The organism is Mesorhizobium oxytropidicola (assembly GCF_056174625.1).
On sequence record NZ_JBWBWK010000002.1, the window covers coordinates 738,066 to 760,884 of the forward strand.

General features: G+C 60.8%; 16 protein-coding genes and 7 pseudogenes. 17 read left to right on the plus strand and 6 right to left on the minus strand.

The genetic code is table 11. The features are described from left to right. Positions 1 to 84 precede the first annotated feature (84 nt). The 5 genes and pseudogenes from AC0V8S_RS39150 (at position 85) to AC0V8S_RS39170 (ending at position 3,721) form a co-directional block, all read left to right on the plus strand. On the plus strand, positions 85 to 516 hold the full coding sequence (locus tag AC0V8S_RS39150) for a hypothetical protein (protein WP_475438961.1): 432 nt from the start codon (positions 85 to 87) through the stop codon (positions 514 to 516). Between the two features lie 362 nt (positions 517 to 878). Then, on the plus strand, positions 879 to 1,190 hold the full coding sequence (locus AC0V8S_RS39155) for a hypothetical protein (protein ID WP_475438962.1): 312 nt from the start codon (positions 879 to 881) through the stop codon (positions 1,188 to 1,190). Between the two features lie 105 nt (positions 1,191 to 1,295). Beyond that, positions 1,296 to 2,333 (plus strand): annotated as a pseudogene (gene istA, locus AC0V8S_RS39160) (IS21 family transposase); the annotation flags it as partial. A 960-nt stretch (positions 2,334 to 3,293) separates the two neighbouring features. Beyond that, positions 3,294 to 3,410, plus strand: a pseudogene (locus AC0V8S_RS39165) (hypothetical protein); the annotation flags it as partial. Between the two features lie 125 nt (positions 3,411 to 3,535). Continuing rightward, on the plus strand, positions 3,536 to 3,721 hold the full coding sequence (locus tag AC0V8S_RS39170; protein ID WP_475438963.1) for a tetratricopeptide repeat protein: 186 nt from the start codon (positions 3,536 to 3,538) through the stop codon (positions 3,719 to 3,721). Positions 3,722 to 4,099: 378 nt separating this feature from the next. On the opposite strand, the gene AC0V8S_RS39175 is transcribed toward AC0V8S_RS39170, so the two are convergent. After that, positions 4,100 to 4,720, minus strand: a complete 621-nt coding sequence (locus AC0V8S_RS39175; protein WP_475438964.1) for a transposase — start codon at positions 4,718 to 4,720, stop codon at positions 4,100 to 4,102. A 46-nt stretch (positions 4,721 to 4,766) separates the two neighbouring features. Here AC0V8S_RS39175 and istA (AC0V8S_RS39180) point away from each other — a divergent pair, with 46 nt between their 5' ends. The 3 genes from istA (AC0V8S_RS39180) (at position 4,767) to AC0V8S_RS39190 (ending at position 7,722) form a co-directional block, all read left to right on the plus strand. Then, the gene (gene istA / locus AC0V8S_RS39180) at positions 4,767 to 6,308 is read left to right on the plus strand and encodes an IS21 family transposase (protein ID WP_475438965.1); all 1,542 of its coding nucleotides are present in this window, start codon (positions 4,767 to 4,769) and stop codon (positions 6,306 to 6,308) included. 15 nt (positions 6,309 to 6,323) lie between these two features. Then, the gene (istB, locus tag AC0V8S_RS39185; RefSeq protein WP_475434929.1) at positions 6,324 to 7,085 is read left to right on the plus strand and encodes an IS21-like element helper ATPase IstB; all 762 of its coding nucleotides are present in this window, start codon (positions 6,324 to 6,326) and stop codon (positions 7,083 to 7,085) included. Between the two features lie 352 nt (positions 7,086 to 7,437). After that, a complete protein-coding gene (locus tag AC0V8S_RS39190) occupies positions 7,438 to 7,722 on the plus strand; it encodes a hypothetical protein (protein WP_475438966.1) in 285 nt (94 codons plus the stop codon). 10 nt (positions 7,723 to 7,732) lie between these two features. Here the strand turns inward: AC0V8S_RS39190 and AC0V8S_RS39195 are convergent. After that, positions 7,733 to 8,251: pseudogene (locus tag AC0V8S_RS39195) on the minus strand (M16 family metallopeptidase); the annotation flags it as partial. A 15-nt stretch (positions 8,252 to 8,266) separates the two neighbouring features. On the opposite strand from AC0V8S_RS39195, the gene AC0V8S_RS39200 reads away from it, so the two are divergent. The 3 genes and pseudogenes from AC0V8S_RS39200 to AC0V8S_RS39210 all read left to right on the plus strand — a co-directional run. Beyond that, the gene (locus AC0V8S_RS39200) at positions 8,267 to 8,539 is read left to right on the plus strand and encodes a tyrosine-type recombinase/integrase (RefSeq protein ID WP_475439187.1); all 273 of its coding nucleotides are present in this window, start codon (positions 8,267 to 8,269) and stop codon (positions 8,537 to 8,539) included. Positions 8,540 to 8,594: 55 nt separating this feature from the next. Continuing rightward, positions 8,595 to 8,876, plus strand: a pseudogene (locus tag AC0V8S_RS39205) (transposase); the annotation flags it as partial. A gap of 383 nt (positions 8,877 to 9,259) precedes the next feature. Continuing rightward, positions 9,260 to 9,614 (plus strand): annotated as a pseudogene (locus AC0V8S_RS39210) (IS66 family transposase); the annotation flags it as partial. 18 nt (positions 9,615 to 9,632) lie between these two features. Here AC0V8S_RS39210 and AC0V8S_RS39215 read toward each other — a convergent pair. Further along, positions 9,633 to 10,733 carry a recombinase zinc beta ribbon domain-containing protein gene (locus AC0V8S_RS39215; protein WP_475439188.1) on the minus strand — a complete coding sequence of 367 codons (1,101 nt, stop codon included), beginning with the start codon at positions 10,731 to 10,733 and terminating at the stop codon, positions 9,633 to 9,635. 84 nt (positions 10,734 to 10,817) lie between these two features. On the opposite strand from AC0V8S_RS39215, the pseudogene AC0V8S_RS39220 reads away from it, so the two are divergent. Both AC0V8S_RS39220 and AC0V8S_RS39225 read left to right on the plus strand, forming a co-directional pair. Beyond that, positions 10,818 to 11,027, plus strand: a pseudogene (locus tag AC0V8S_RS39220) (transposase domain-containing protein); the annotation flags it as partial. Positions 11,028 to 11,181: 154 nt separating this feature from the next. Next, entirely contained in the window at positions 11,182 to 12,810 is a 1,629-nt protein-coding gene (locus tag AC0V8S_RS39225) for an IS1634 family transposase (RefSeq protein ID WP_475437176.1), read from the plus strand. A gap of 333 nt (positions 12,811 to 13,143) precedes the next feature. Here the strand turns inward: AC0V8S_RS39225 and AC0V8S_RS39230 are convergent, their stop codons facing one another. Continuing rightward, on the minus strand, positions 13,144 to 14,460 hold the full coding sequence (locus AC0V8S_RS39230) for a sensor histidine kinase (protein ID WP_475438967.1): 1,317 nt from the start codon (positions 14,458 to 14,460) through the stop codon (positions 13,144 to 13,146). Then, positions 14,457 to 15,113 (minus strand): response regulator transcription factor, encoded by a 657-nt coding sequence (locus tag AC0V8S_RS39235; RefSeq protein WP_183455462.1) that lies wholly within the window; start codon positions 15,111 to 15,113, stop codon positions 14,457 to 14,459. The genes AC0V8S_RS39230 and AC0V8S_RS39235 overlap by 4 nt, the downstream gene beginning before the upstream one ends. 162 nt (positions 15,114 to 15,275) lie before the next feature. Here AC0V8S_RS39235 and AC0V8S_RS39240 point away from each other — a divergent pair, with 162 nt between their 5' ends. The 4 genes from AC0V8S_RS39240 to AC0V8S_RS39255 all read left to right on the plus strand — a co-directional run bounded on the left by AC0V8S_RS39240 (position 15,276) and on the right by AC0V8S_RS39255 (position 21,153). Beyond that, positions 15,276 to 15,590, plus strand: coding sequence for a PepSY domain-containing protein (locus tag AC0V8S_RS39240; protein WP_475438968.1), 315 nt, complete (start codon positions 15,276 to 15,278; stop codon positions 15,588 to 15,590). Between the two features lie 776 nt (positions 15,591 to 16,366). Next, positions 16,367 to 17,521 carry an efflux RND transporter periplasmic adaptor subunit gene (locus tag AC0V8S_RS39245; RefSeq protein WP_475438969.1) on the plus strand — a complete coding sequence of 385 codons (1,155 nt, stop codon included), beginning with the start codon at positions 16,367 to 16,369 and terminating at the stop codon, positions 17,519 to 17,521. Between the two features lie 4 nt (positions 17,522 to 17,525). Further along, complete coding sequence (locus AC0V8S_RS39250; protein WP_475439189.1) at positions 17,526 to 19,472, plus strand: MacB family efflux pump subunit; 1,947 nt, start codon at positions 17,526 to 17,528, stop codon at positions 19,470 to 19,472. Positions 19,473 to 19,791: 319 nt separating this feature from the next. Beyond that, positions 19,792 to 21,153 (plus strand): efflux transporter outer membrane subunit, encoded by a 1,362-nt coding sequence (locus tag AC0V8S_RS39255; RefSeq protein ID WP_475438970.1) that lies wholly within the window; start codon positions 19,792 to 19,794, stop codon positions 21,151 to 21,153. 485 nt (positions 21,154 to 21,638) lie between these two features. On the opposite strand, the pseudogene AC0V8S_RS39260 reads toward AC0V8S_RS39255, so the two are convergent. Beyond that, positions 21,639 to 22,514 (minus strand): annotated as a pseudogene (locus AC0V8S_RS39260) (IS1380 family transposase); the annotation flags it as partial. Positions 22,515 to 22,819: the final 305 nt, after the last annotated feature.

A 22,819-nucleotide genomic window follows, 5' to 3' on the forward strand; every position in this document is an offset into this window, starting at 1 on the left:
GCGGTGCTACGAAGTCGAACGTGCCCGCCATAACCGGGCAGCGCCTAACTCAACCACGGAAGAACCTAGCGAGGTTATCTAATCATGAATCCCGTCAGCTTGAAGCAAAATGCATATTTCCCAGCGCCAGCTTATTCCGGAGAAGCGGGAGAGTCTTCTAGTGATGAAGGGATTTTGTCATCAGCCTTCCAGCCTCATTTGCCATCACCGTCACAGATATCGGCTATAGGGAGCACCCAATCCGTTCTCAAGGATTTGGAAGCGGAAGAGTTCATCAATCCCGCCAATATTGCCGGGCAAGGTACTGCCACCCAAATTTTGGCCCTTAAACAGGCGGTCGCAGCAAGAAATCTATTGCAGGCCGATGAAGCATCTTCCAGCCGCTTCGCACGCCACTCCGATGACACTCCAGGCGGCAGGTCCGCGCGCGCCCCCGTTGGGCAACTACGACTTTTAGCTTCCGCATTACGCGGAGCGGGCGTGGCGCGGCGCCGTTTTTCGTCGGCGGGACGGTGAAGTAAGCCAGGAAAAAAGCGCTTTGCGTTCTGAGGGTGAATCGTGGCGCAAGGATCGCGCCGCCGAAAGTTCTTACGCCGCAGTCTTGTCGCATGGGCAAACCACATCCGCCATGGAGGCCGGGTCAGCACGCAGTGACAATGTGAGCGCGCGCGATAGTTGCCCCACAAGCGCTCAGTTATGAAGCGGAGCCGCACTCAGGCTCTTCGCGTGCCGAAAGCGGACGCTTGCGCCACGCGCAACGGTCCCGACACTCCAGCATAGGCGAGCTCCCACCGCGCGGGCAAACCGCCGATTTGCAAGCAGGATGGCACAGCAACGATGGGACTCCGCACCGCGTCTCGCGCGCAAAGGCGAACAATTTGTTCAGCAATGCTCTTGATGACATTCGGCGTGCTCGCGACTTCACCGAATTCTCCTTTGCGGTGGTGCGCCATACTGGCATGCTGCAGGGCCAGGAAGAGCACGCTGCATTCCTGCACAGAGCCGCTGTCGAATTCACAAGCCAATTTCTCCCGAACTGGGAGCAGGACATCCTCGCTGGCGAATCGTTTGGGTACGCCAGTGTGTGCAACGCTGTCAGCCGGGGGCCTGGTGGTCAGGCGGGCAGTCAGGCTTGCAGGGCGATGGCAGCTGTCGATACCGGATCAATACTCCCCAGAAGTGCCGTTTGAATCTTCCTCAGTTTAGCGTTGCCGCCGGTCCTCCGGGGCGCGCCCCGGAGGACCGGCGGCGCGTCATCACCGATACTGCTCTCGATGGTCGAGAGGGGAATGGCGGTGATCAAACTCGGAGAGATAGTCATGATCTTAGATATGCACCGGCAGGGGATGTCGGTGTCTGCGATCGCCAGGCAGACCGGCGTCGATCGAAAGACAATTCGCAAATACATCGAGCGTGGCCTTGAGGCCCCTGCCTATGGACCAAGAAAGCCGCGGGCGACGGTGATTGATCCATTCACCGCCTATCTGCGTGTACGGGTTGCTGCCTATCCCGGCCTTAGCGGTCGGCGGCTCCTGCGAGAACTGAAGGATCGTGGGTACGCCGGTGGCTACACTGCCGTCACGGACTTTCTCAGAGACGTTCGTCCGACTTCAGAACCCGGCTTTGAAGTTCGGTTCGAAACAGCTCCCGGCGAACAGGCCCAGGTGGATTTCGCCCAATTCCATCTCGTCTTCACCGACGAGCCGGCAACCCCCAGGATCGTCTGGCTGTTTTCTATGGTGCTGGGCTATAGCCGTCTCATCTGGGCGCGCTTTGCTATGCGTCAGGATCTGCCGACGGTGCTGCGATGCCACGCCGCGGCGTTCGATGCGATCGGCGGCGTTCCGCGCGAGATCCTTTACGACCGAATGAAGACTGCCGTCATCGGCGAAGGCGAGACGGGCGGCATTGTTTATAACCGCGCTCTGCTCGATCTCGCCCGCCATTTCGGCTTTCATCCGAAGGCCTGCAAACCATATCGCGCCAAGACGAAGGGAAAGGTCGAGCGACCATTCCGCTATATTCGTGAAGACTTCTTCCTGGCGCGCTCGTTTCGCAACCTTGATGATCTTAACACTCAACTGCGGCAATGGCTGGATGTCGTTGCCAATCCGCGCGTGCACGCCACAACGCAGCGCGTCGTCGTCGAGGCCTTCGCGGAAGAGCGCCTTCATCTGCGTCCCTTGCCGCTGGCTCCGTTCCGATCGGTTCTGCGGCTTGAGCGCAGGATATCCCGAGAGGGCATGGTCAGTGTCGGTGGAAACGCATACAGCGTGCCCGACGCCACCAGAAGGCGGCTCGTCGAGGTTCACACCGTGCTTTCCTACTCACGCGACATCTACCTGCGCTTCTTCCTCGACGGGGATTGCCCCGGCACAAGCCGCTGCAGAGAGCCTCAATCATTGAACCGTATCTTCCATTCATTGAGCAGACGCTGGAAAAGTTCCCCTCGCTGTCTGCGTAGTCAGCTTCACGGGCATAACGAGCCCCCCGGCGACGCACGAAGCCGGTGCGAACGAACGGCGACAGTCGACAGTCGCAGCGCCGACAGCACGGCGTGGGCATGACCGATGTCGTCGCCCGCCCGACGACGTCAGCAAAAGCAGCGACGACATCGTTCGAGGGACTGACCAGTAGTGAACCGGCAGGAGATGCAGGTGGAGAATGATGCGTCACTTTATTGTGCCGAGCCCGATATCGTCGGGCCCGGACCGCATGAGCCAGGCGTCCACGGCGGCTGCGCTGATAACGTCGCCCCGCCTCGCGCACACTCTCGCGGCGGGCAGCACGGGCGCAGTCCTGGCCGCAGTAGCGCTGTCCCCGGTCGCAGCTGCGGCAGATCGTTACCTGCGAACGGCAGTGGCCGCACAGAAAGAAGCGGCCCGTGAGCATCCGCGACGGTCCTTTCGGAGCGCCGCTGGGAGTTCGGGGAAAAGGTCGACGGAATGCGCTGACAATGCGATAATGCAGGTCGCGCACCGTCAGTGGAGCGTGACACCGAGCCCGGACTTGCCAGTTGAGATCGGTGCTACGCCGGATTGTTTCTGCGGCGCTGATTACCCGCAGATACCACAAGGCAGGCGCATGGCGGGGTACGTCGAAAGCCGCCTCAGGGCGCCTGGAGACGTGCCCCGCGTCTACCGCCTTCTCAACCTCACGTGATCAGCACCGCGCCGCAAAGGCGGCCGCCCGCTACAGCGCTAGTTGAAGAGCGCGCGGGCGACCGCCTTTGCTCTTTCCAGCGCTTCAGCTCGTGTCGTCGTTTGTCAGCGGTTTTCGACCGTCTTCGACACATGTACGAGGCTTGGGAAGCGACCATTCGCAGCAAGCGTATCGCGCTGGCCAGGAAAGCGCTTAAAGTCTCGCCATTGTGCGCCGACGCCTATGTGCTGTTGGCCGAAGAGGAGGCGGGGTCTGTCGAGGAGGTGCTGGACTACTACCAGAAGGGCGTCGCATCGGGTGAAGAGGCGCTCGGACCGGACGGGTTTGAGGAATATGCCGGTCACTTCTGGGGTTTCTCGAGACGCGCCCCTACATGCGGGCGCGGGCAGGTCTTGCCGCGGTACTTTGGCGGTTTGGTCAGCATCAGGCGGCCATCGACCATTATCAGGCGATGCTCGAGCTCAATCCGAATGACAATCAGGGCATGCGCTATGTGCTGGCCGGGCATTTGCTGGCGCGCGAGGATATCAAGGCCCTAGGCTCGACTTTGTACGTTTAGGTGGCGAAGCACAGGGCTTGCGCCATTCGCAGGATGCGCTCTGGCGGGATATTTTGTCGTTCCCGGTTAGGCGGGGAGTGTTGATTAATGTCGCCGATCCAGATTGCGAGGCGGACGGCGCCGATGGCGTCGCTGAACGTCAGGCTGGTTTTTCGGTACCACGCTGCTGCGTATGGGGTGGTGGTGCTGGTGAGCAGTTCGCAGGCCCATAGCGATATACGAGGCTGTAGAGCCCGAGCAATGCCGGGGTGGTTCGGGGTGCGCGTGGTCCGCTTTGCGGTGGCGCAAACAGGCTGGCATCCAGTCGCAGCCGGCTGATGGGCGTTGCCCTGGCAGTGATAGCATGGGCCTGTTCATGGACGGCAAAGCTGCTGTCGCCTACGAAGATGATGCGGCGCCCGGCAGCCAGCGACAGAGTTGCAGTGCGCCCTGCCGCGCCCAGTCGGTCAGCAGCTTATGGCGCCGCCCACGTTGATGGTCGGATCGCTCGGATGGGGCAAGCAGGGTCAAGACCGGCAAGGCCTTTACCAGGCTCGTCCATGGCACCGGGGTCAGCACCATGAAGCTCAACCAGCGCAGGCCACTGGCTTTGACGAAATGGCCATGGCTGGAGCGCACTGGATCCCGGTAGATGCCCCGTGCGCTGATCCGGCGTCCCCATCGGCGTTCGATGGTGTCGTCCATGCCAATGACGATGGGGCCATCGGGCACGAGCCGTTCGACCACGAGGCCCAGCAATCGCCTGGCAACGGCACGGGGGCTCCAGCAGGCTCGGTTGAGGATCTGGTGGTAGCTTGCAAAGTTGGCGGCCTCGGCCCTGCCGGTCATGCGCAGGCAAGAGCTAACGGTCCGCTTGCCCGGCGCCAGCAATGCGTATTTCAGTCGATCGTGAGCACGGATTTCACCGCATCGTGAGCGCGCATTTCGCGGGATCGTGAGCAGCGATTTCAGACGATCGTGAGCAGCCTCCTCGAAGGTTGTGGACGCTTCGGCCGACATCTCAACCGGGCTACAGGTTGCCTCGTCAATGCAACGAGGAAGCCTGATGCCAACCCAGAGATTGTCGATGCGCCGGATCAGAGAAGTTTTACGTCTAAGGCATGTCCAGGGCCTGACCGAACGCGTCATCGCGCGCACGCTCGGGGTGAGCAATGGCGTCGTGCATGGTTACCTGCGGCGTGCCCGTCTTGCGGGGCTGAGCTGGCCGTTGCCTGAAGGGATGGATGACGAAGGCCTTGAGCTGCTTCTCTTTCCGGCACCGAAGGCGGCGTCGCAAAGCCCTCGGCGGTCCGTTCCCGACTGGAACTATGTGGAGAAGGAGTTGCGCCGCCGCAGCGTCACGCGGGTGCTGCTGTGGGAAGAGTATCGTGCCGCCAATCCAGACGGCTTTGGCTATACCTGGTTTTGCACGACCTTCGAGGCCTGGAAAGGGCGCGCGCGCCCGACGATGCGCCAGACGCACCTGGGCGGCGAGAAGGTGTTTGTCGATTTCGCTGGCGATACCATCGACATCTTCGACCCCATCACCGGCGAAGCGCGTCCCATGAAGCTGTTCGTCGCAGCGATGGGCGCCTCGAACTATACCTACGCCGAGGCGTGCCCGAGCGAGAGCCTGCCCGACTGGATCGGCCTTCACACCAACCTGTTCCGGTTTCTAGATGGCGTGCCGAAGTTCGTGGTCTGCGATAATCTCAGGGCCGCCGTCACCAACCCCGACCGCTACGACCCCGGTCTCAACCGGACCTATGCGGAGATGGCGAGCCATTACGGCACCGCAGTTCTCGCAGCCAGGCCGAGACGCCCGAAGGATAAGGCAAAGGTCGAGGTCGCCGTGCAAATTGCCCAGCGCTGGGTCCTAGCGCGGCTGCGCAACCAGCGCTTCTTTTCCCTGGCGGAGCTGAACGCAGCCATCCGCCTGCTCGTCGCCGAACTCAACGCCCGCCAGATGCGCGGCTTCGGCTCCAGCCGCGCCGAGCTCTTCGCCGAGATCGACAGGCCGAAGCTGGGAGAACTGCCGGACCAGCCATACGTCTTTGCGCGCTGGAAGCGTTGCCGCGTCGCGCCCGACTATCACGTCGAGGTCGACGGGCACTGGTATTCCACGCCCTACCGCCTCATCCGCGAGCTCGTCGATGTGCGCATCGCCGACAACACCGTCGAGATATTCCACAAGGGGCAGCGCATCGCCAGCCACGCCCGTGCGCCCAACCGGCGCGGCCACACCACCGTTGCCGATCACATGCCGAGCGCGCATCGCCGCTACGGCAAGTGGACGCCGGGGGGACTGATCGCGGCCGGCGAGAAGATCGGTCCCGCCACCGCCGCCTTCTTCCAGGCTGTCATCGCTGACCGGCCGCATCCCGAACAGGGCTTTCGCACCTGTCTCGGCATTCTGGCACTGACCAAGAGCTACGGCAACACGCGCGTCGATGCAGCCTGCCAACGCGGCGTCCTAATCAAGGCACGCTCCGTCGCCTCGATCCGTTCGATCCTCAAGAACGGCCTTGATCGGGCCTTCCTCGACGAGACGCCCGACCACCAACCCCTGCGCCACGGCAACATCCGCGGTCAGGGCTATTTCCACTGAACCATGGAGTTCTCAATGCTCGCCCATCCCACCCATGAACGGCTGATCGCACTCGGCTTGACCGGAATGGCCAAGGCCTTCGAGGAGCAGCGACGATCACCGGATCTCGATGCCCTGTCGTTCGAGGAGCGCATCGGGCTTCTTGTCGATCGCGAAGCCGCCGAGCGCGACACCAAACGGCTCACCACACGCCTCAAATTCGCCGCGCTGCGCCAGAGCGCGTGCGTGGAAGATGTCGATTTGCGCACCCCGCGCGGCATCGACCGCGCCGTCTTCGCCCGGCTCGTCGCCGGCGACTGGATCGATCGCCATGAGAATCTGCTGGTCACGGGCGCAACCGGCTTGGGAAAGAGTTGGATTGCCTGCGCGCTCGGCCACAAAGCCTGCCGCGACAATCGATCGGTGCTCTATCATCGCGTCCCGCGCCTCTTCGAGGCGCTCGCGCTGGCTCGAGGTGACGGACGCTATGGTCGCCTGCTCAAGACGCTCGGGCGCGTTCAACTCCTCCTTCTCGACGACTGGGGCCTGTCTGTTCTCAACGCGTCCGAACGGCGCGACCTCCTGGAGATCCTCGACGATCGCCACGGCCGAGCATCGACCATCGTCACGAGCCAAATTCCCGTGGAACTCTGGCACGACGTCATAGGCGATCCCACCCTCGGTGACGCGATTCTGGATCGCCTCGTTCACAACGCTCACCGCCTTCAACTCACCGGAGAAAGCATGCGGAAACACAGTGCCCGCGCCCGCCCTCTTGACGGCGCCTCAAACACCTGAATCAATGAACACGTCGGTCGAAACGGCAGCTCATGATCGCGCGAAATACCTGCTCACGATCAAATGAAACGAGCGCTCACCATCGCCTGAAACGGCTGCTCACAATCAGCGAAATGCGCACAGCAAAGCTCCCATGACCAGAACAAGGACATGTTCCCAGCTGGGCGCTGTGAAGCAGGTGCGCAACGCTTGGAGCCACAGGCGCAGGATCTGGGGAACGGCATCGCCGACAGCGACGCTGGGATGGTGCAGCATCCCATGCTTCGAATCCCGGCCAGCACATGTTGCAAGGCAATGACCGTCGGCGAAGTGAATCAGGCCTGCCCGAGACCGCGGCCGCTATGACTGCACAATGGAAAAGGACGACATTGCCCTGCGCATCGAGGCGTTCGACGAGGCCAATGGCGGCGGCGTTGGCTGGTACAAGGACAAAGGTGCCTACCACCTGTACCTGCTGGCAACCGAGGTGCCGATCGCCCGTCTCAAGCCGACCGGCAGAAGCGAAGAGGTCAGGATCGCTTACTGGTCACACCGGCGAAAATGGGAAGACATCGACGATATGGGCGGCTGTGTTCTGCCCCTCGATCAAGCGCTCAGCCACATCGCAACCAACAGCCTATTCTGGATCTGGACCTGACCGAAACGTACAAAGTCGAGCTGAGGGCTTTGGCATCTATGTCGCCGACAACCGCCACGTGCAGTCCGTCGCGGGCGAAAGCGGTCTTGTAGAAGGCGCTTAGATCGGCGGGCGATATGCGGGCCAAGCTTTTCTTGGTGCTCTCGGGCGGCCGCGAATACGGATGCGTGCCATAGAGTCTGCGCAGCCAGGCAAGCTCGGCGATCACGTGAGGTTCGCGTTCGTTGGCGATGATTTCGGAGAGAAGCTGGGCGCGAATACGCTCGACCGGCTCCTGATCGAAGCGAGGCCTGTTCACCGCGAGCCTGACCAGATCGAAAGCGGCGTCCTGGCGCTCGGAAAGCAGGCGCATCGAGCCATGGATGCCGTCGCGCTGCGCGTCGAAGCTCATCTCGGCGCCGGCATCGTCGAGCTGCACCTGAAAGGCATCGCTGTCGTAACTGCCGGCGCCCTCGTCGAGCAAGCCGGTCATCAAATTGGCAAGCCCCTCCTTACCGGCCGGGTCCTGGGTGGTGCCGCCGTCGAAGACCAAATCCATATTCGCATAAAGGCGCCCAGACGGAGTTTTGTCAGCCCGTCGGTTGTTTGCTGCATCGTTCATCGTGCGCTCAAGCGCGCCGGTCTGACGCCGGAGTTCAAGGGTGCACATTTGTTGCGTCACTCACTCGCCACCGATCTCACGCGCCGCGGCGCCTCGCTCGTCGAAATCGGTCAACTTCTCCGCCACAGCCAGCCGAACACGACGCAGATCTATGCCAAAGTCGACATCGCGGCGTTGCGCGCCGTTGCGATACCTTGGCCAGGAGTGGCGTCATGAGCACGTTGCAAGCGGCACTCGAAGAGTATCTGGCTGCGCGCCGCGCCCTTGGCTCATTCGCCGCTTCTTGTTGCACGTCCTGCCCGAGGGCTTCCATCGCATCCGTTACTACGGCTTTCTCGGCAATCGCTACCGCGCGCAAAAGCTTGCCCACTGCCGCGACCTGCTGGTTCCCGAGCCATCGGACAGCCGACCCGCAAAGGATTACCGCGACCGCTAAGAGGATCTCACCGGTCATTCCCTCAGGCAATGCCCCGCCTGTCGTCAAGGGCAGATGATCATCATCGAAACCTTCGATGGCGCCACTGGACCCCCGCCATACCAGGATACGTCATGAAAGAACCGCTCCGCTTTCGCCGTCACCGCATCACACGAGCCGTTCGGCCCGAAAACCGAGCCGGTCCCGCGAAAGTGCGCGCCGTCACCCCCGGCTGCCTCTGCCGGCAGGGCGCGACGCCGGTCCTCACTTTGCCGAACCCATATCCGCGCCGCTTTCGGCGCACGCGACCCCTTGCAATCGCGGCGTCCACGACCGCATCCGCGCCCTGCCTGTTCATGGGCACGGCCTCAATTAAACGCCCATAGCGGCCGCCCGTGCCGGCGGCTTAGTCCAACACGTTTTTAGCTCACCGTCGCGATCCACCTCAGCGCGCTTTCGCCACCCGCCTTTCTGCGCGACGCCAAGCTAAAAACGCTCTGAATTATCTGTTGCATGCACAAGATAAGGCTCACCTGCGGCGCAAATTCTACGACCTGCACATCAGCGGGGTCTCGCAGGCCGCGACGGATTCGATCATCGCCATGACCGAATTGTGGAAGGTCGAGGACGAGGTTCGCGGCAAGGATGCCGGAAGCCGCGCCGCGCTGCGTCAGGAAAAGTCCGTGGCCATTGTCGCGAGCCACTTCGATCTATGGGAAGGGGAACTGGGCAAGGTCTCCGGAAAATCCAAGACCGCCGAGGCGATCCGCTACGCGCTCACCCGGGCGGGAGGCGCTGGAACGCTTTCTGATGGACGGTCGCATCGAAATCGACTCCAGTATCGTCGAGCGTGCAATCAGGCCCCAGGCAACGACCGATTCATACTGCACCTCCTCAAACGTCTGGAAACAGGGACTTTTGGTTTTCCATTTTGATGCGACACGGGCCCCTGTGACGCGGAAACTGGGTTACTTGATCCTTTTCCAGGTCAGTGGCTCGTATTTGGTGCGGCGCATCCGGAACAACCTGCTCGGTAGGGAGCACGCCCTCCTTGATCAGTCGACGGACACGATGGGCTGTAACTCCAAGCTTTTTGGCAGCTTCGGTCAGCGTGAGCCATTCGCCATTCTTTTCGGCGGATCGGTAGCCGTGGATTTTATGGACCGTGCGCAGTGCCCCGACACGGCGCGCCGTCCAGGTTTTGCCTTGTCCGGTCTGCATTCCCATCCGGTTGAGAGTCGCAGCAATGTCTGTGTCGGACCAGCGGGTAGCCATAGACCGCATGACGGCAAGGGCGGCCTCCGGAGTACTCTGGCCATGTTCGCCAGCTTTGGGTTTGCGAATGCGCAGTTGAGAGTGCTGGCCACCCCTCCAGTGGATCGTCAAAATGACTTCACGTTGTTCTTCATCGACGTCAGCGATGATATCAGACACGAGGGTGCGAAGGAGCTGCTGACGACAACGCAATTCGACGTCAGGTGCGCGCCAGGCAGCCTCCAGGTCGGTGGCAATGCCAGCAAAATCGGGAACTGGGGTTACAAGATCGATTTGTCGCGCTTGGGCCAAACCCGCTTCACAGGCTTCCACGCGCGTGAGCGCTGCCTCCCAGCTCTTCTCAAGTTGGGCAGCGATCAGCCGGTTGTCGAGGTCGCAAGCGGCATAGCGACGCTCAGCGAGAGATGCCTCGTATCGAGCTTGCTGCAAGTCCAGCTCCACCATACGGTGTCGTTCTTCCAGATTATCCCGATGCGCACGATCAGCTTCCATTGCGGCCTCGATCGCCATTGGCGTCACGGCTCTCAATATCTCTTTGCCGATGGCAGGGTCGATGCGAGATGCGCCAAAAGTCATGCATCGCGGCTTGGCCAGCATCTGGTTGATACGTTCGCAGCGGTAATAGGGATGACCCGGAGGCCGGCCCGAATAGACAACGCCCAACCGCCTTCCACATCGGTCGCAGGTGAGCAGGCCCGCAAGCAGCCTCGCGACCTTCATGCCGAAAACGACCGCCGTAATATGGATGCCAGCGATAATGAAACTCTACCATCTGCCCGACATGGGCAGAAAGACCCTGCGATGACGATCACGCGAAAGAATAGTCTATTCGCCGGCAGCCACGGCGGTGGACGAACCTGGGCGACGGTAGCCACCTTGCTGCAAACCTGCAAAATGAACAGCGTCGATCCGCTCGACTGGCTCTCGCAGACCTTGACCCGCATCGCTCAAGGCTGGCCGGCATCCGAAATCGAAATGCTCATGCCTTGGAACTTTAGGCCTGACCCGACTTGAACAGTTGGAGGTGAACGGATGGCGAACGCTGTCCGTTAAGCTATTGAATTCACTCGCCTTGAGTTTTCGGCGCGAAAATGTGTGGTAACAACATTTGTGCTGTCATCCCGGTTCTGTATGGATTTGACGGCATTTATTCACTAACAACGCTGGCATGTTTGTCGTCGAGAGAGTCGCGCGCGGCCACCGCTATCTCTACCTCGTGGAAAGTGTCCGCGACGGCAAAACCGTTCGCCAGCGCACGATAAAGGCGCTGGGCCGCAAGGATGCGCTGGTTGCCAGCGGCGAACTTGACAGATTGGCGGCTTCGATTGCGCGCCATGGCGAACGCAGCCTCATCCTGTCCGACATTGACGCGGGGCGAATTGCCTCTCGCCGCATCGGCGGTCCGCTGTTGTTCGGGCGGCTGTGGGAGCGGCTCGGGATCGGCGGGGTGCTGGAAGAGGTGCTGGAAGGGCGCCAGTTCGGCTTTGCGGTGGAACGGGCGGTGTTCGTTGGCACGCTGCATCGGCTGTTCGTCTCGGGCTCGGACCGCGACTGCGCGAACTGGATGGCCGATTATGGTATCGAGGGCGCCGAGGGTCTGGCGCTCCATCACTTTTACCGGGCAATGGCGTGGCTGGGCGAGGAACTCGGCGAAAAGGCGCAAGGCGCGCTGGTGGCGCGCTGCGTGAAAGACGCGATCGAGGAAAAGCTCTTCGCGCGCCGGCAGGACCTGTTCACCGACCTCAGCCTTGTGTTCATGGACACCACCTCGTTGTCCTTCTACGGCGCGGGCGGCGAGACGCTGGGCAAGCGCGGGCATTCCAAGGACTTCCGCCCCGATCTGGCGCAAATGATCCTGGCGCTGGTCGTTGATGCCGAGGGCCGGCCGATCTGCACCGAGATGGTGCCTGGCAACACCGCTGACGTGACCGTCCTGTTGCCGGTGGTCGATCGGCTGCGAACGCGCTTCGGCGTCACACGCGCCTGCGTTGTCGCCGATCGCGGCATGATCAGCGCCGATACCATCGCCGCGCTCGAAAAGCTGGGCATGGAATACATTCTGGGGGCCCGCGAACGCTCGAGCAGCGTGATCCACAACGTCGTGCTCAATGACGCGGCACCGATGGTTCCGCTCGTTCTCGAGCGCCAGCGCGGTGAAACTCAGTTGTGGGTCAAAGAGGTCAAGGTCGGTAAAGACCGCTATATCGTCAGCCGCAATGACGCCGAGGCCGAGAAGGACAAGGCCGACCGCCAGGCGATCATCGCCGGCCTCGAGGCACAGCTCAAGAAGGGCGACAAGGCACTGGTCGGCAACTCGGCCTACCGGCGTTACCTCAAGGCCAGCGGCAAGAACTTCAAGATCGATGTCGGCAAGCTTGCCGAGGAAGCCCGGTACGACGGCATCACCGTGGTGCGGACCAACGCGAAGGTGACCCCGCTCCAGGCCGTGCTGCGGTATCGCGATTTGCTCGAGGTCGAGAGCCTGTTCCGCGCCGCCAAGGCAACCTTCAATACCCGGCCGATCTTCCACCAATCCGATGCCGCCATCCGCGGGCATGTGTTTTGCTCGTTCCTGGGGCTCGTACTCAGCAAGGAACTGTACCGCCTCTGCCGGGCCAAAGGCCTGACGCCCGAATGGCAGCCGCTTCTACGCGATCTCGACCGCCTCCAGGAAGCCACCATCGAAAAGGATGGTCGCATCGTCACCACCAGAACCCACGTTACGGGCCAAGTGGGCAACGTCTTCAAGGCAGCTGGCATCGCTCTGCCACACAACCTCGACGAACAACTCGCCTGAGATCATCCCCAAAATGTAGTGGTAACACGCGCCGGCGCGCGCCTAACGTGCTGATATAATAACATATTCTTACAGGCGGTGTTGAAGTGGGGCCTGACGTTATCGGCTGACCGCTTACGAAATACGACTCATGAGTGCAGGCGTAATCGCCTCAAGCTTCTGCTAGCCGCGGTATGCTTGTTCCGCGCATAGATTGGATGTGGTGTGCCGCGCGACAGCTGACTTCCTCTGGGGCGCGCGCCCGCCGCGGATGGTCACCACCACCCCTGTTTGACATTCTCGTTGCCTGCCAGCAGCGTGCAATGCTTCCTACGTCCAATCTGGTCGCTGCGGTCATCGAGGGATTCGAATAATCGCCTCAAAACCATCCTCGCGACCACGGGCAGGCGACGCAAGTGCAAGACTGCCACCTATCCCCTTGATCGCCTTACTAGCGATGTTTAGACCAAGGCCTGAGCCCGCCGCTGAGGTCGCACCACGCCTAAATCGTTTTGTTATCGCTTCAAGATCTTGGGGGGGCACCACCGGTCCCGAGTTTGCAATGGCAATGGTTCCATCAGTTCCGACGGAAACTGTTATCGTAGTATCGGGCACTCCATGCGTGAGCGCATTCTCAATCAGGTTACGAAGGAGGATGGCAAACGCATCGACGTCTACTTTGCGCATCAAAGTGGGGCAGCCGTCGACGTCAAGGATTACCCGTCCGGCAAATCGCGGTTTTTTCTCAAAGTCATCAATTTCTAGCCGAACCACTCGGACAAGATCGATCGCGTGGTCTGCGATGCCGATCCCCGATTCGGCCCGCGCGAGTTGAAGCAGTTTTTCGGTAAGGTGGCCAAGCCTCGACAGCGATTTCTCGATGCCGCGCGCACGCGTTCTCGCCGAGCCCAGGGGAATTTCGGCCACTAACCTCTGCAGCTGAGCCAGCGAGCCTGCGATCGGCGTGCGCAGTTCATGTGCACAGTTTGCGGCGAACTCGCGTTCGGCATCCAGGGCCGCCCGTAGACGTTCGACAAGCCGATCGACGGAGGCCGCGATGGGGGCCAATTCTGCCGGGAGGCCGGTCGACCCCATCAGTGTGAGATTGCCGCCGTCGCGCAACCCGATCTCCTGTTTCAGTACTTCGATTGGCGCCAGCGACCGCCGGATTACCATCCAGCACACGGCTACGCTAAAGGGCAGGAAGACGATCATCGGAACGAAGACCTTAACTGCGGCCTTATTGACTTCGTGACGGCGGACCGAGAGCGGTTGGGCCGCCTGCGCAAACAGGTCGAGTGCTATTTTCTTCGTATAGATGCGGTCAGTAGCGGTTGTCGAAAAGCCTTCACGCAAGGGAGCAGATGGGAATGGCTTCGGCGGATTTTCGATCAAATCGAGGAGCACCTTCCCGTCACGCGTGCGAACTTGGAACTGAATAATCCAATCGTCGAAGCTGGGCGGCTCAGGTACTTCAAACTTCTTCTTCGCCACATCGACGTGCGCCGACGCCGCGAACTCGGCAGTTTGCTCCAGATAGTCGTCGCAGATTTCGTAGATAACGTCCTTTACCATGAGCGCAGCAATGGTGGGGACGAAAATCCAGACCAGGAGCGTTGCGCCCCCCAGCCTCAGTATCAGCCTGCGCGTCATGCTGTGCGGCTTCTTCATGTGACCATGAACCTGTACCCGAAGCAACGCACTGTCGCTATTCGGTCCCCGCCGATCTTCTTGCGGAGCCGGCTAACATAAACCTCCACGGTGTTGCTCTCAATCTCCGAACCCAAGGAAAAGAGTACGTCCTCGATCTTCGCCTTCGAAACGACCGTTGCGGGCCGGCGCAGAAGGCAGTCGAAAACTGTCCATTCGCGTGCAGTCAGGTAGACCGCCCGCCCGTCGCGCTCGCAGCGCCGCTCGGCCGAGTTTATTGACAGCGTCCCGACACAATATGGCTCCGGGAGCTTCCCATGACGACGCCCCACGGCATGAATGCGCGCGGAAAGTTCGCCGAGATCGAATGTCTTGACCAAATAGTCGTCGGCACCTGCGTTGAGCCCCTCGATTTTGTCCGAGACCTGATCGCGAGCTGTCACGATGATGACCGGTGTCGAATCAAGCCGCTTCCTCATCTCCCGCACGTAATCGATGCCGTTGCCATCTGGCAGGTGAATGTCGAGCAGGACAAGCTCGTAGGAGACCAAACTTGCTTTATCCCGCGCTTCGGACAGGTCCTTGGCCCAGTCGACCGCGTGGCCATCAGCCATCGTATGTTCGCGTACAGCACTGCCAAGGTCCTCGTCGTCTTCAATGAGCAGTATTCGTATCATGTGTGCCGGCTCCAGTTCGAGGGCAAGATCCTTGCCTTATTGACAGAACCTGACGCTACGCTGAACCCCCGTGGCGCAAATGTCCGGAGGCTTTCAGGCTCCTGTCAGCTATGGGTGTCAGAAGGGGCGTCATTGCAACAATCGATTAAAAGGCCAGTTATGAACGACATCCTGATCTCGGCACTTTTTATTAATGTGACCACCGTCGGCTCTGCACTGGCCGGCGGGAAATCCGACCTGGGAATCGCCGAATGGCAACCGCGCCAAGCCGTACTGATTAAGCTTGAAGCGGACCGAAGGCAGCTCCGTTCGATTAAAACGGACGACGGCTGGTCGGATGCCGTCGAGTCGAAGGGGCTCGAGGTCGAAACGCACTTCGACCTCAAAACTTGGCCCGTGTGGGTGGTGCCGGCGAAGGAGCTAAGGATAAACCGATGCGCCACCACCAGAGTCTGGAACCCCTGTCCACTGTAGCCTCGAGGCAAGCCTTGTGGCGTTATCCTTCGTCGACGAAGTATGATCGGCATGAGCCGGATGGCCATGCCGCCGCGGCCCTCATCATGGAAATGTCGCCTTATTCATTCGCCCGCGATGCGAAGGATGCACTGTCATATCCTGAGTGCATGATCTTCAAGCGTGAAGCGCGCTATCTGGGCCAAAACCCGTAGGGGAGCATCGAAGGTGATCCCTTGCTGACCTAGACGGCACTCACCGGCTGTCTACACGAGTGAGGCCTTTCGAGCATCCAAAAGGGTCAAGGAGGGACGTGACGGCTTGCTGATCTCATGCCGCCTCAGTTCGCGCTTTATATCGGCGGTGCCCTCGGAAGCGTCAGTCACAGCGAGAACCTCGTTCGCGCCAATGACCACTCAGATGTATGCGCGCCCAAGCGCGCGTCGCTTGATAGGAAACTGTCTCCGGAATGCGACCAAAGCAAACGTCCAAAATCCGCAACTGCATCGGAAGGTGCGTTGTTCCGGTCAGCCTACTCTTCGGTCCCATCGCGTTAGCGCTGGGCTTGCTGCTGCTAACTGCCTCGGAAGGGGACAATGAATGCTCGCCCGGTGCTTCACTATCATCTTCATCGCCGCGTGTCCGCGTTCGCAATCATGCTTTCCGCGTCGGTTGCGACTTCTCAGCAGAAAAAGCTCTTGCCGGAGCCATTCTCGGTCCAGGTCGATGAGAGTCAATGCCGTTTCCGCCGCACGACAGGGCAAAACAATGTCTTCAGAGAGCGGAGGTGAGCGTTGATGAAGGGTAAAAGAAGGGTGGTTGTCTGGTGCCTAGGGATCGCCGCGGTGGTGTTTGCCATTGCATCCGCGACCGAAGGTTTCGAACACGAGACGCGCGATCCTGTCGTCACGCAGCGCGTGATACTCGGTTCGGTCGAGGAGACCGTTCTTGCGAACGGCGTTTTGGAGCCTGCCCGTACGGTTAGAGTTGGTGCCCAGGTATCGGGCCAACTGAAGACATTGTATGTAAAGCTCGGTCAAACGGTTAAGTCTGGTGACTTGATCGCCGAAATTGACCCTACGAAAGAGCAGCACAAACTACTCACTGCCCAAGCCAACCTCGCCAGTGCCAACGCGGATCGCAAGGAAGCAGGAATACGACTGAAAGAGGCCGAGATGGATTTCCGGAGAAAGAAGACACTGAGCCGGAACAAGGCAGCATCGGCCGCCGACCTGGAGAAAGCGCAAGCGACGTTTTTTGCGCAGGAGGCGAAAGTCGAGCAATGTGAAGCGCGGATCGAGGAGAAGACGCTCGCGGTTGAGGAGGCCCGCGCAATCCTCGACCATACGAAGCTCAGCGCGCCCATGGACGGCGTCGTTGTTGCTGTGCTGGTTAAAGAAGGTCAAACGTTGAACTCAAGCCAGGCCGTGCCGGGGATCGTGGTTCTTGCACAACTCGACGTCATGCGGGTGAAGGTGCAGATTTCGGAAATCGACATTGCCCGTGTAAAGCCAGGTCAGAACCTCCGCTTCACGCTCCTGGGGGACACTCGAGTCCCTATTTCAGGCGTACTGGAAGAGATAGAGCCCGCGCCTCCGTCGATTGCTGATGATCTCAGTGCGGAAACCCAGGCGTCAGCAGTCTACTACAACGGCCTCTTTTCCACATCGAACCCGGAAGGGCGGCTTCGGCCAAAGATGAACGCCTTGGTTAAGGTTGTTTCCGGCCAGGCCGAGAACGTACCGCTCGTAGCATGGTCAGCTCTGACGGAGCCAGATGCACATGGTCGCTACCGCGTGCAGATTCGCACGCCAAGCGGCGAACTCACGGAGCGCCTGGTGACAATAGGCTTGACCGACACGCTCAAGGCGCAGGTACTCGATGGCCTCTCTGTCGGTGATGAAGTTGTCATCCCTGCCGCTGGAAAGGGAACCAATGTTGGGCCGCGGTGATGAAATGAATGCACTCCTTGAAATCGAGAACGTTTCGCGGGTTTTCCACGCCGGAGACGAGACGATTATGGCGCTGGCCGGCGTCAGCCTTTCCATCGCGGGTGGCGAACTGGTGGCGATCGTCGGCGCAAGCGGCTCAGGCAAGACGACGCTAATGAACATCCTGGGTTGCTTGGACCAGCCGAGTTCTGGTGACTATCGCGTCGGCGGCCGCAGCGTTGCCGGCCTGACCGCGGACAATCTTGCGGCGTTGAGACGGGAACATTTCGGCTTCATCTTCCAACATTATCAGCTTCTCGGAGCGCTGAGCGCGGCCGACAACGTGGCGATGCCCGCCGTCTATGCCGGCCTCGACGCCGGCTCACGCCGGGAAAGGTCGACATCTCTACTGCGCAGGCTAGGTCTCGGTGATCGTCTCGACCACCGTCCGAACCAGCTGTCCGGCGGCCAGCAACAGAGGGTTTCGATTGCCCGCGCGTTGATGAATGGCGGTCGCATCATCCTCGCGGACGAGCCGACAGGGGCGCTAGATAGGAAGAGCGGCGAAACCGTTCTCGATACCTTGAAGGCACTTCATGCCGACGGTCATACCATCATCATCGTGACTCACGACATGGAGATCGCAAGTCACGCTGACCGCATCATCGAAATCCGAGAAGGGGTCATCCTTTCCGACCGCCGGACGCGGGACCGGAAGACTGATGGGCCGCCGGCGTTACACGACAGCAGGCCCGTCGGTTCGCTCTCGGCGTTCAGGCGCCGCCTGGTAGAAGCCTTTCCGATGGCGATACGATCGATGGCAACCGATCGCGTGCGTACCTTCCTCACGATGCTCAGCATCATTATCGGCATTGCGGCAGTTGTGACGGCCTTCGGTTTCGGCGAGGGCGCCCGTCAGGAACTTCTGCGCCAGTTGGGAGGATTTGGAGCCAGCACTCTCGAGATCTCTCCCGGGCGCCATTTTGGTGACAAGGGTGCTTCGAGCATCAAGGCCCTGGTCGTCTCGGATGCCGATGCGCTCGCCGACCAGTCTTACGTCGACAGCGTGACCCCGGAAGTCCGGACATCCGCACAAATTCGTTTTGGGCACACTTCCGTCGCGGCGACAGTCACCGGCGTCGGCCAGGATTATCTTAAGGTCAACGCTCTCAAGTTGCTGAAGGGCTCATTCTTTTCAGCCGAGGCCATCACTGAGCGCAGCCAGGAAGCAGTGATCAATGACAGGATGGCCGCAACTCTCTTCCCTAACGACGAATCGCCGCTCGGAAACATCCTCCTGATCGGGCGTGTTCCCGTCGTCATTATTGGCGTCTTTGCGCCCCCACCGGCGCTACGGTTTGACAGCTCGCCGAAGGTCTTACTTCCTTATACGGCCGTGAAGGGCAGACTTGAGGGTGCCGGTCCAAGTCTTCATGCCCTGACGGTGCGGGTCGCCGATTCTGTCGACACGACTGTCGCGGAGCGCGCCGTCGTCGGCCTGATGACTCGTCGGCACGGCACGAAGGACTTCACTGTTTTCAACCAAGATCAGTGGCGTAAGTCGGTTGAGCACACATCTCAGACGATGTGGCAACTGACCTCCTCCCTGGCTGCGATCTCGCTGGTTGTCGGAGGCATTGGTGTCATGAACATGATGCTGATCACCGTCACTGAACGGACCCGCGAGATCGGCTTGCGCATGGCTGTTGGAGCGCGCCGGATCGACATCATGCTTCAGTTCCTGATTGAGGCCGTCACAATGTGCATCGCCGGTTCAATTCTCGGCGTGGCACTCGCGCTCGGCATCGCAACCGTATTGGGCGAGCCGGGCAGCGAGTTTCCGATAATCATCTCGGTCAAAGCTATTGTCGCTGCCTGCGCAGTAGCGCTCTGGATCGGCCTGACCTTTGGCTTCCTTCCCGCCCGTAACGCATCCCGCCTGAATCCCGTAGATGCGCTGTCAAGAGACTGAAAAATGACGCTCATCAGACGGATCTTACCTTGTTCCTTTGTCTTGCTCGCGGGTTGCACCAGCCTGTCGAGCACATATCCTGGCCCCGAACTCCCTCCGGGGGCCCTGCTGGCCAACCGGCGCGGCAGCAAGTGCTAACCACGCCACGGCAGACACTGCTGGCTGACGTTCGAGCTGATCGGCGAGGTCATCAACGAAAACGACGATGTCCTCCTCGTGGCTGCTTGCGCTAATCACGCCTCTTATTAGCGCTCTGCATCCACCTGGTCTTCGGCTTTCCCGACCGTAACGCCTTGTGCCAGCCCTCAAGAGATTGAAAATGAAGCTCATCAGACTGATCGTACCCGGTTGCCTTGTCCTGCTCGCCGGTTGCAGCCTGTCGAGCACATATCTTCGCCCCGAAATTCCAGCCGGGCCCCACTGGTCGACCGCTGCGGTAGGGAGCGCTGTGCAGGCCAGCACAGACCGCTGGTGGCTGGCGTTCGGGAACGCCAATCTCGACAAGCTTGTCGGCGAGGTCATCGGCCGAAATAATGACGTCCTCATTGCGGCTGCTAACGCCTATCCCGCCCGACTTCAGGCAAATACAGCTGCGCAAGCCTTGCTCCCCCAGGTGAACGGCCAGGTCGGCGGGAGCGACACATCCATCAGTGTGTCTTATGAGATTGATCTGTGGGGCAAGCTAGCGGCAAAGAGGGACAAGGCGGATTTTGAGGCTTATGCGACAGCGGAAGATTACGAAAACGCGCGCCTCCTCGCTAGCGCAGGAACCGTCGAGGCGTATTTCAACATCGCGTACGCCAATCAGTCGCTCGCGTCGGCGGAAACCAGCCTTGCCCATGCCAAGCAGACTTTGGCGCTTGTGCGCGCCCAGCTTGCGGCCGGTGCGGTTTCCGATCTGGATCTCAGCAGGGCCGAGCTGCAGGTCGAGGAGCGGGCATTGACGGTTTCGAAGGGCAAGCAGTATCGCCTTGTACAGCGGAACGCCCTGGTTGTGCTCTTGAATGGCGCACCTAACCCTGTTCCAGAGCCGCAGCGCCTGCCGAGCAAGAAGCTACCCCCGATCCAGACTGGGTTGCCGGCCGACCTGCTCGCGCGTCGCCCAGACTTGCGAGCCGCAGAGGCCAGGCTCCGTGCCATGCTGAAGAACGTCGACGCAACTCAGGCCAGTTTCTACCCGGCGATTTCCCTCACCGGATCCCTCGGCACCGCCAGCGGGCAATTGCTCGCGTTCATCTCCAATCCCGTTGCGACGTTAGGTGCAAACGCTGCCTTGTCCCTCCTCAATTTCAAGGACATAACGCTGCAGGTTGCGGTTTCCAGGGCACAGTATGAAAAAGAGGTCCTCGGATTCCGCACTACTTTGCTCACTGCCTTCTCCGAAGTTGCCAATACACTCGGTGCACAGGCCGACTATGCCGAACAGGTCCGACGCCGCCGCCATGTCCTAGGGGCCGCCCAGGAAACCGAGAAGCTGCTCGAAGCCCGTTACCGGTCGGGTGCCATCAACCTCATTGACTGGCTCAATGCCCAGGAGAGCCGCTGCGCAGCCGAGATGGCGCTTGCCCACGCCCGCCTCGAACAGTTGCTCAACGAATCGAAGCTGTACCGCAGTCTGGGCGGCAGTGCGGGCAGGGCGGGACCGGATCGCCGGAGGAGCAATAGGGAGCAAAGGCCCTAAGGTGGGCTAGCTGAATGGCGTAGCGCCGAGACGGCAGCTATCTCGCGAACTGCCCGGTGAGTCTTGAGGGACTGTCCAACGAATGAACAGCCTTTAAAGAAAAAACCCTGGCAACAATGTTGTTGTCTATGGAATCGCAGACGCTGCTGGCTACGCGCAGGCGCGAATCCGATCGTGACACTGCAACCGTCCAGCTAAGGATGCCCCACCAAAGGCTGGGGTCAAACGTCCAGCTGATGCGCGAAGAAGAGTTCGCCTGTCGCCTCGGCGACCTGCGGAACACTCTCGGCCGATTCCTTGCACCGGTCACCTAGCCGCCTTGATGCACGGCGATGAGGTTTTGGCGGCCTGAAGCGGCGATCTGGCCGCCGTTGCGGTGTTTTTTGACAAGCCTCGTCAGGCGCCGGCGGTGATCCGTCGTGATGGAAGGCGGGGTTTGCAGGTTGCGGTCGGCGGGTTCGTTTCGGGGCGTCTGCGCCCCATCGTTATGTCGCGAGTTGGGGAATGCGATCGAGGACGATGCGCAGAATACGCTGGTCGGGGCAGGATGTCGGCAGGTGCAGGCGGATTTGCGTTTTCATCTCGACCACCCGCGCGGCGATTTTGATGAGGCGCAATCGCAGCGTGTCGAATTGGGCGACGGCAAAGCTCGAGCGTTTCGGCATCGCAGCGCGCAGGCCCCACATCAGCCAATAGGCGCCGGCATGCAGGAAGAGCCGGAACTGGTTGGCCGTCGCTCTTGTGCAGGATGTGCGGTCGGCGGCAAGATGCGTCTTCCAGGACTTGATGTGGTTCTCGGCCGCGCCGCGCCGGCAGTAGAGGTCCTCGTAGAGCGCCTTGGCCTTGCCACTGGCCAGATTGGTGACGATGAAGCGGGTGTCGGCTCCTTTGGCGCCGACCTCGACCCGCGCGATGATGCGCTCCACGCGGCTCCAGCTGGCGGCCCCGTCAACAAACTCCTTGAACCTGCGGACCTTGTTCGTCTTCGACGCTTCAAAGCGCGCCATCGTGCGGGCTTCCAGGTCCGCGACATGCTTGCGCAGCGTCGTGGTGGGCGCCACGCCGAGGATGAAGTCGACATCGTTGGCGCGGCACCAGTCGATGACCTGCGGACTACAGTAGTGGCTGTCGGCCCGGATCAGTATCCGGATGTTCGGCCAATTGCTCCGGATCGCCCGCACCAGGCGGCGCAGGTGGGGGCAGATCTCAGCCCCGCTCGGCCGCCTGGCCGGTCGCAGGATCGCGCTGACGAACCGGCCCGCACCATCGAACACAACAATCGGCTGGAAGCCGTATTCGTCGTGATGGGCATTGAAGAGGCGGAGCTGCTGGCCGCCATGCACGGCATCAAAGGAAACATCTCCAGACTGCCCATCACCAGGACCTTCCCGCCTCGGCAACGATCATGCGGGAGGGCCACGCCTTTGAAGGGCGGCCTCTGGCCGTAATCAGCCGCCTCAAACGCCGCGGCGAGCCAACGCTGCTTTTAGAATTGCTGGACGGCAGCCGGACCTACATTCCCGTCGCGTGGACGGATCTCGGGGCCCTGGGGGGTGATTCCACAGCCTCGCCGGCTAATCACTCCAGCATTGGGCGGCTTTCAGACCTTCTGCATCTGCGCTTTCTGACCGACGCTCTTCTTGAACGGCGCGGCGAGTCGCCGCCC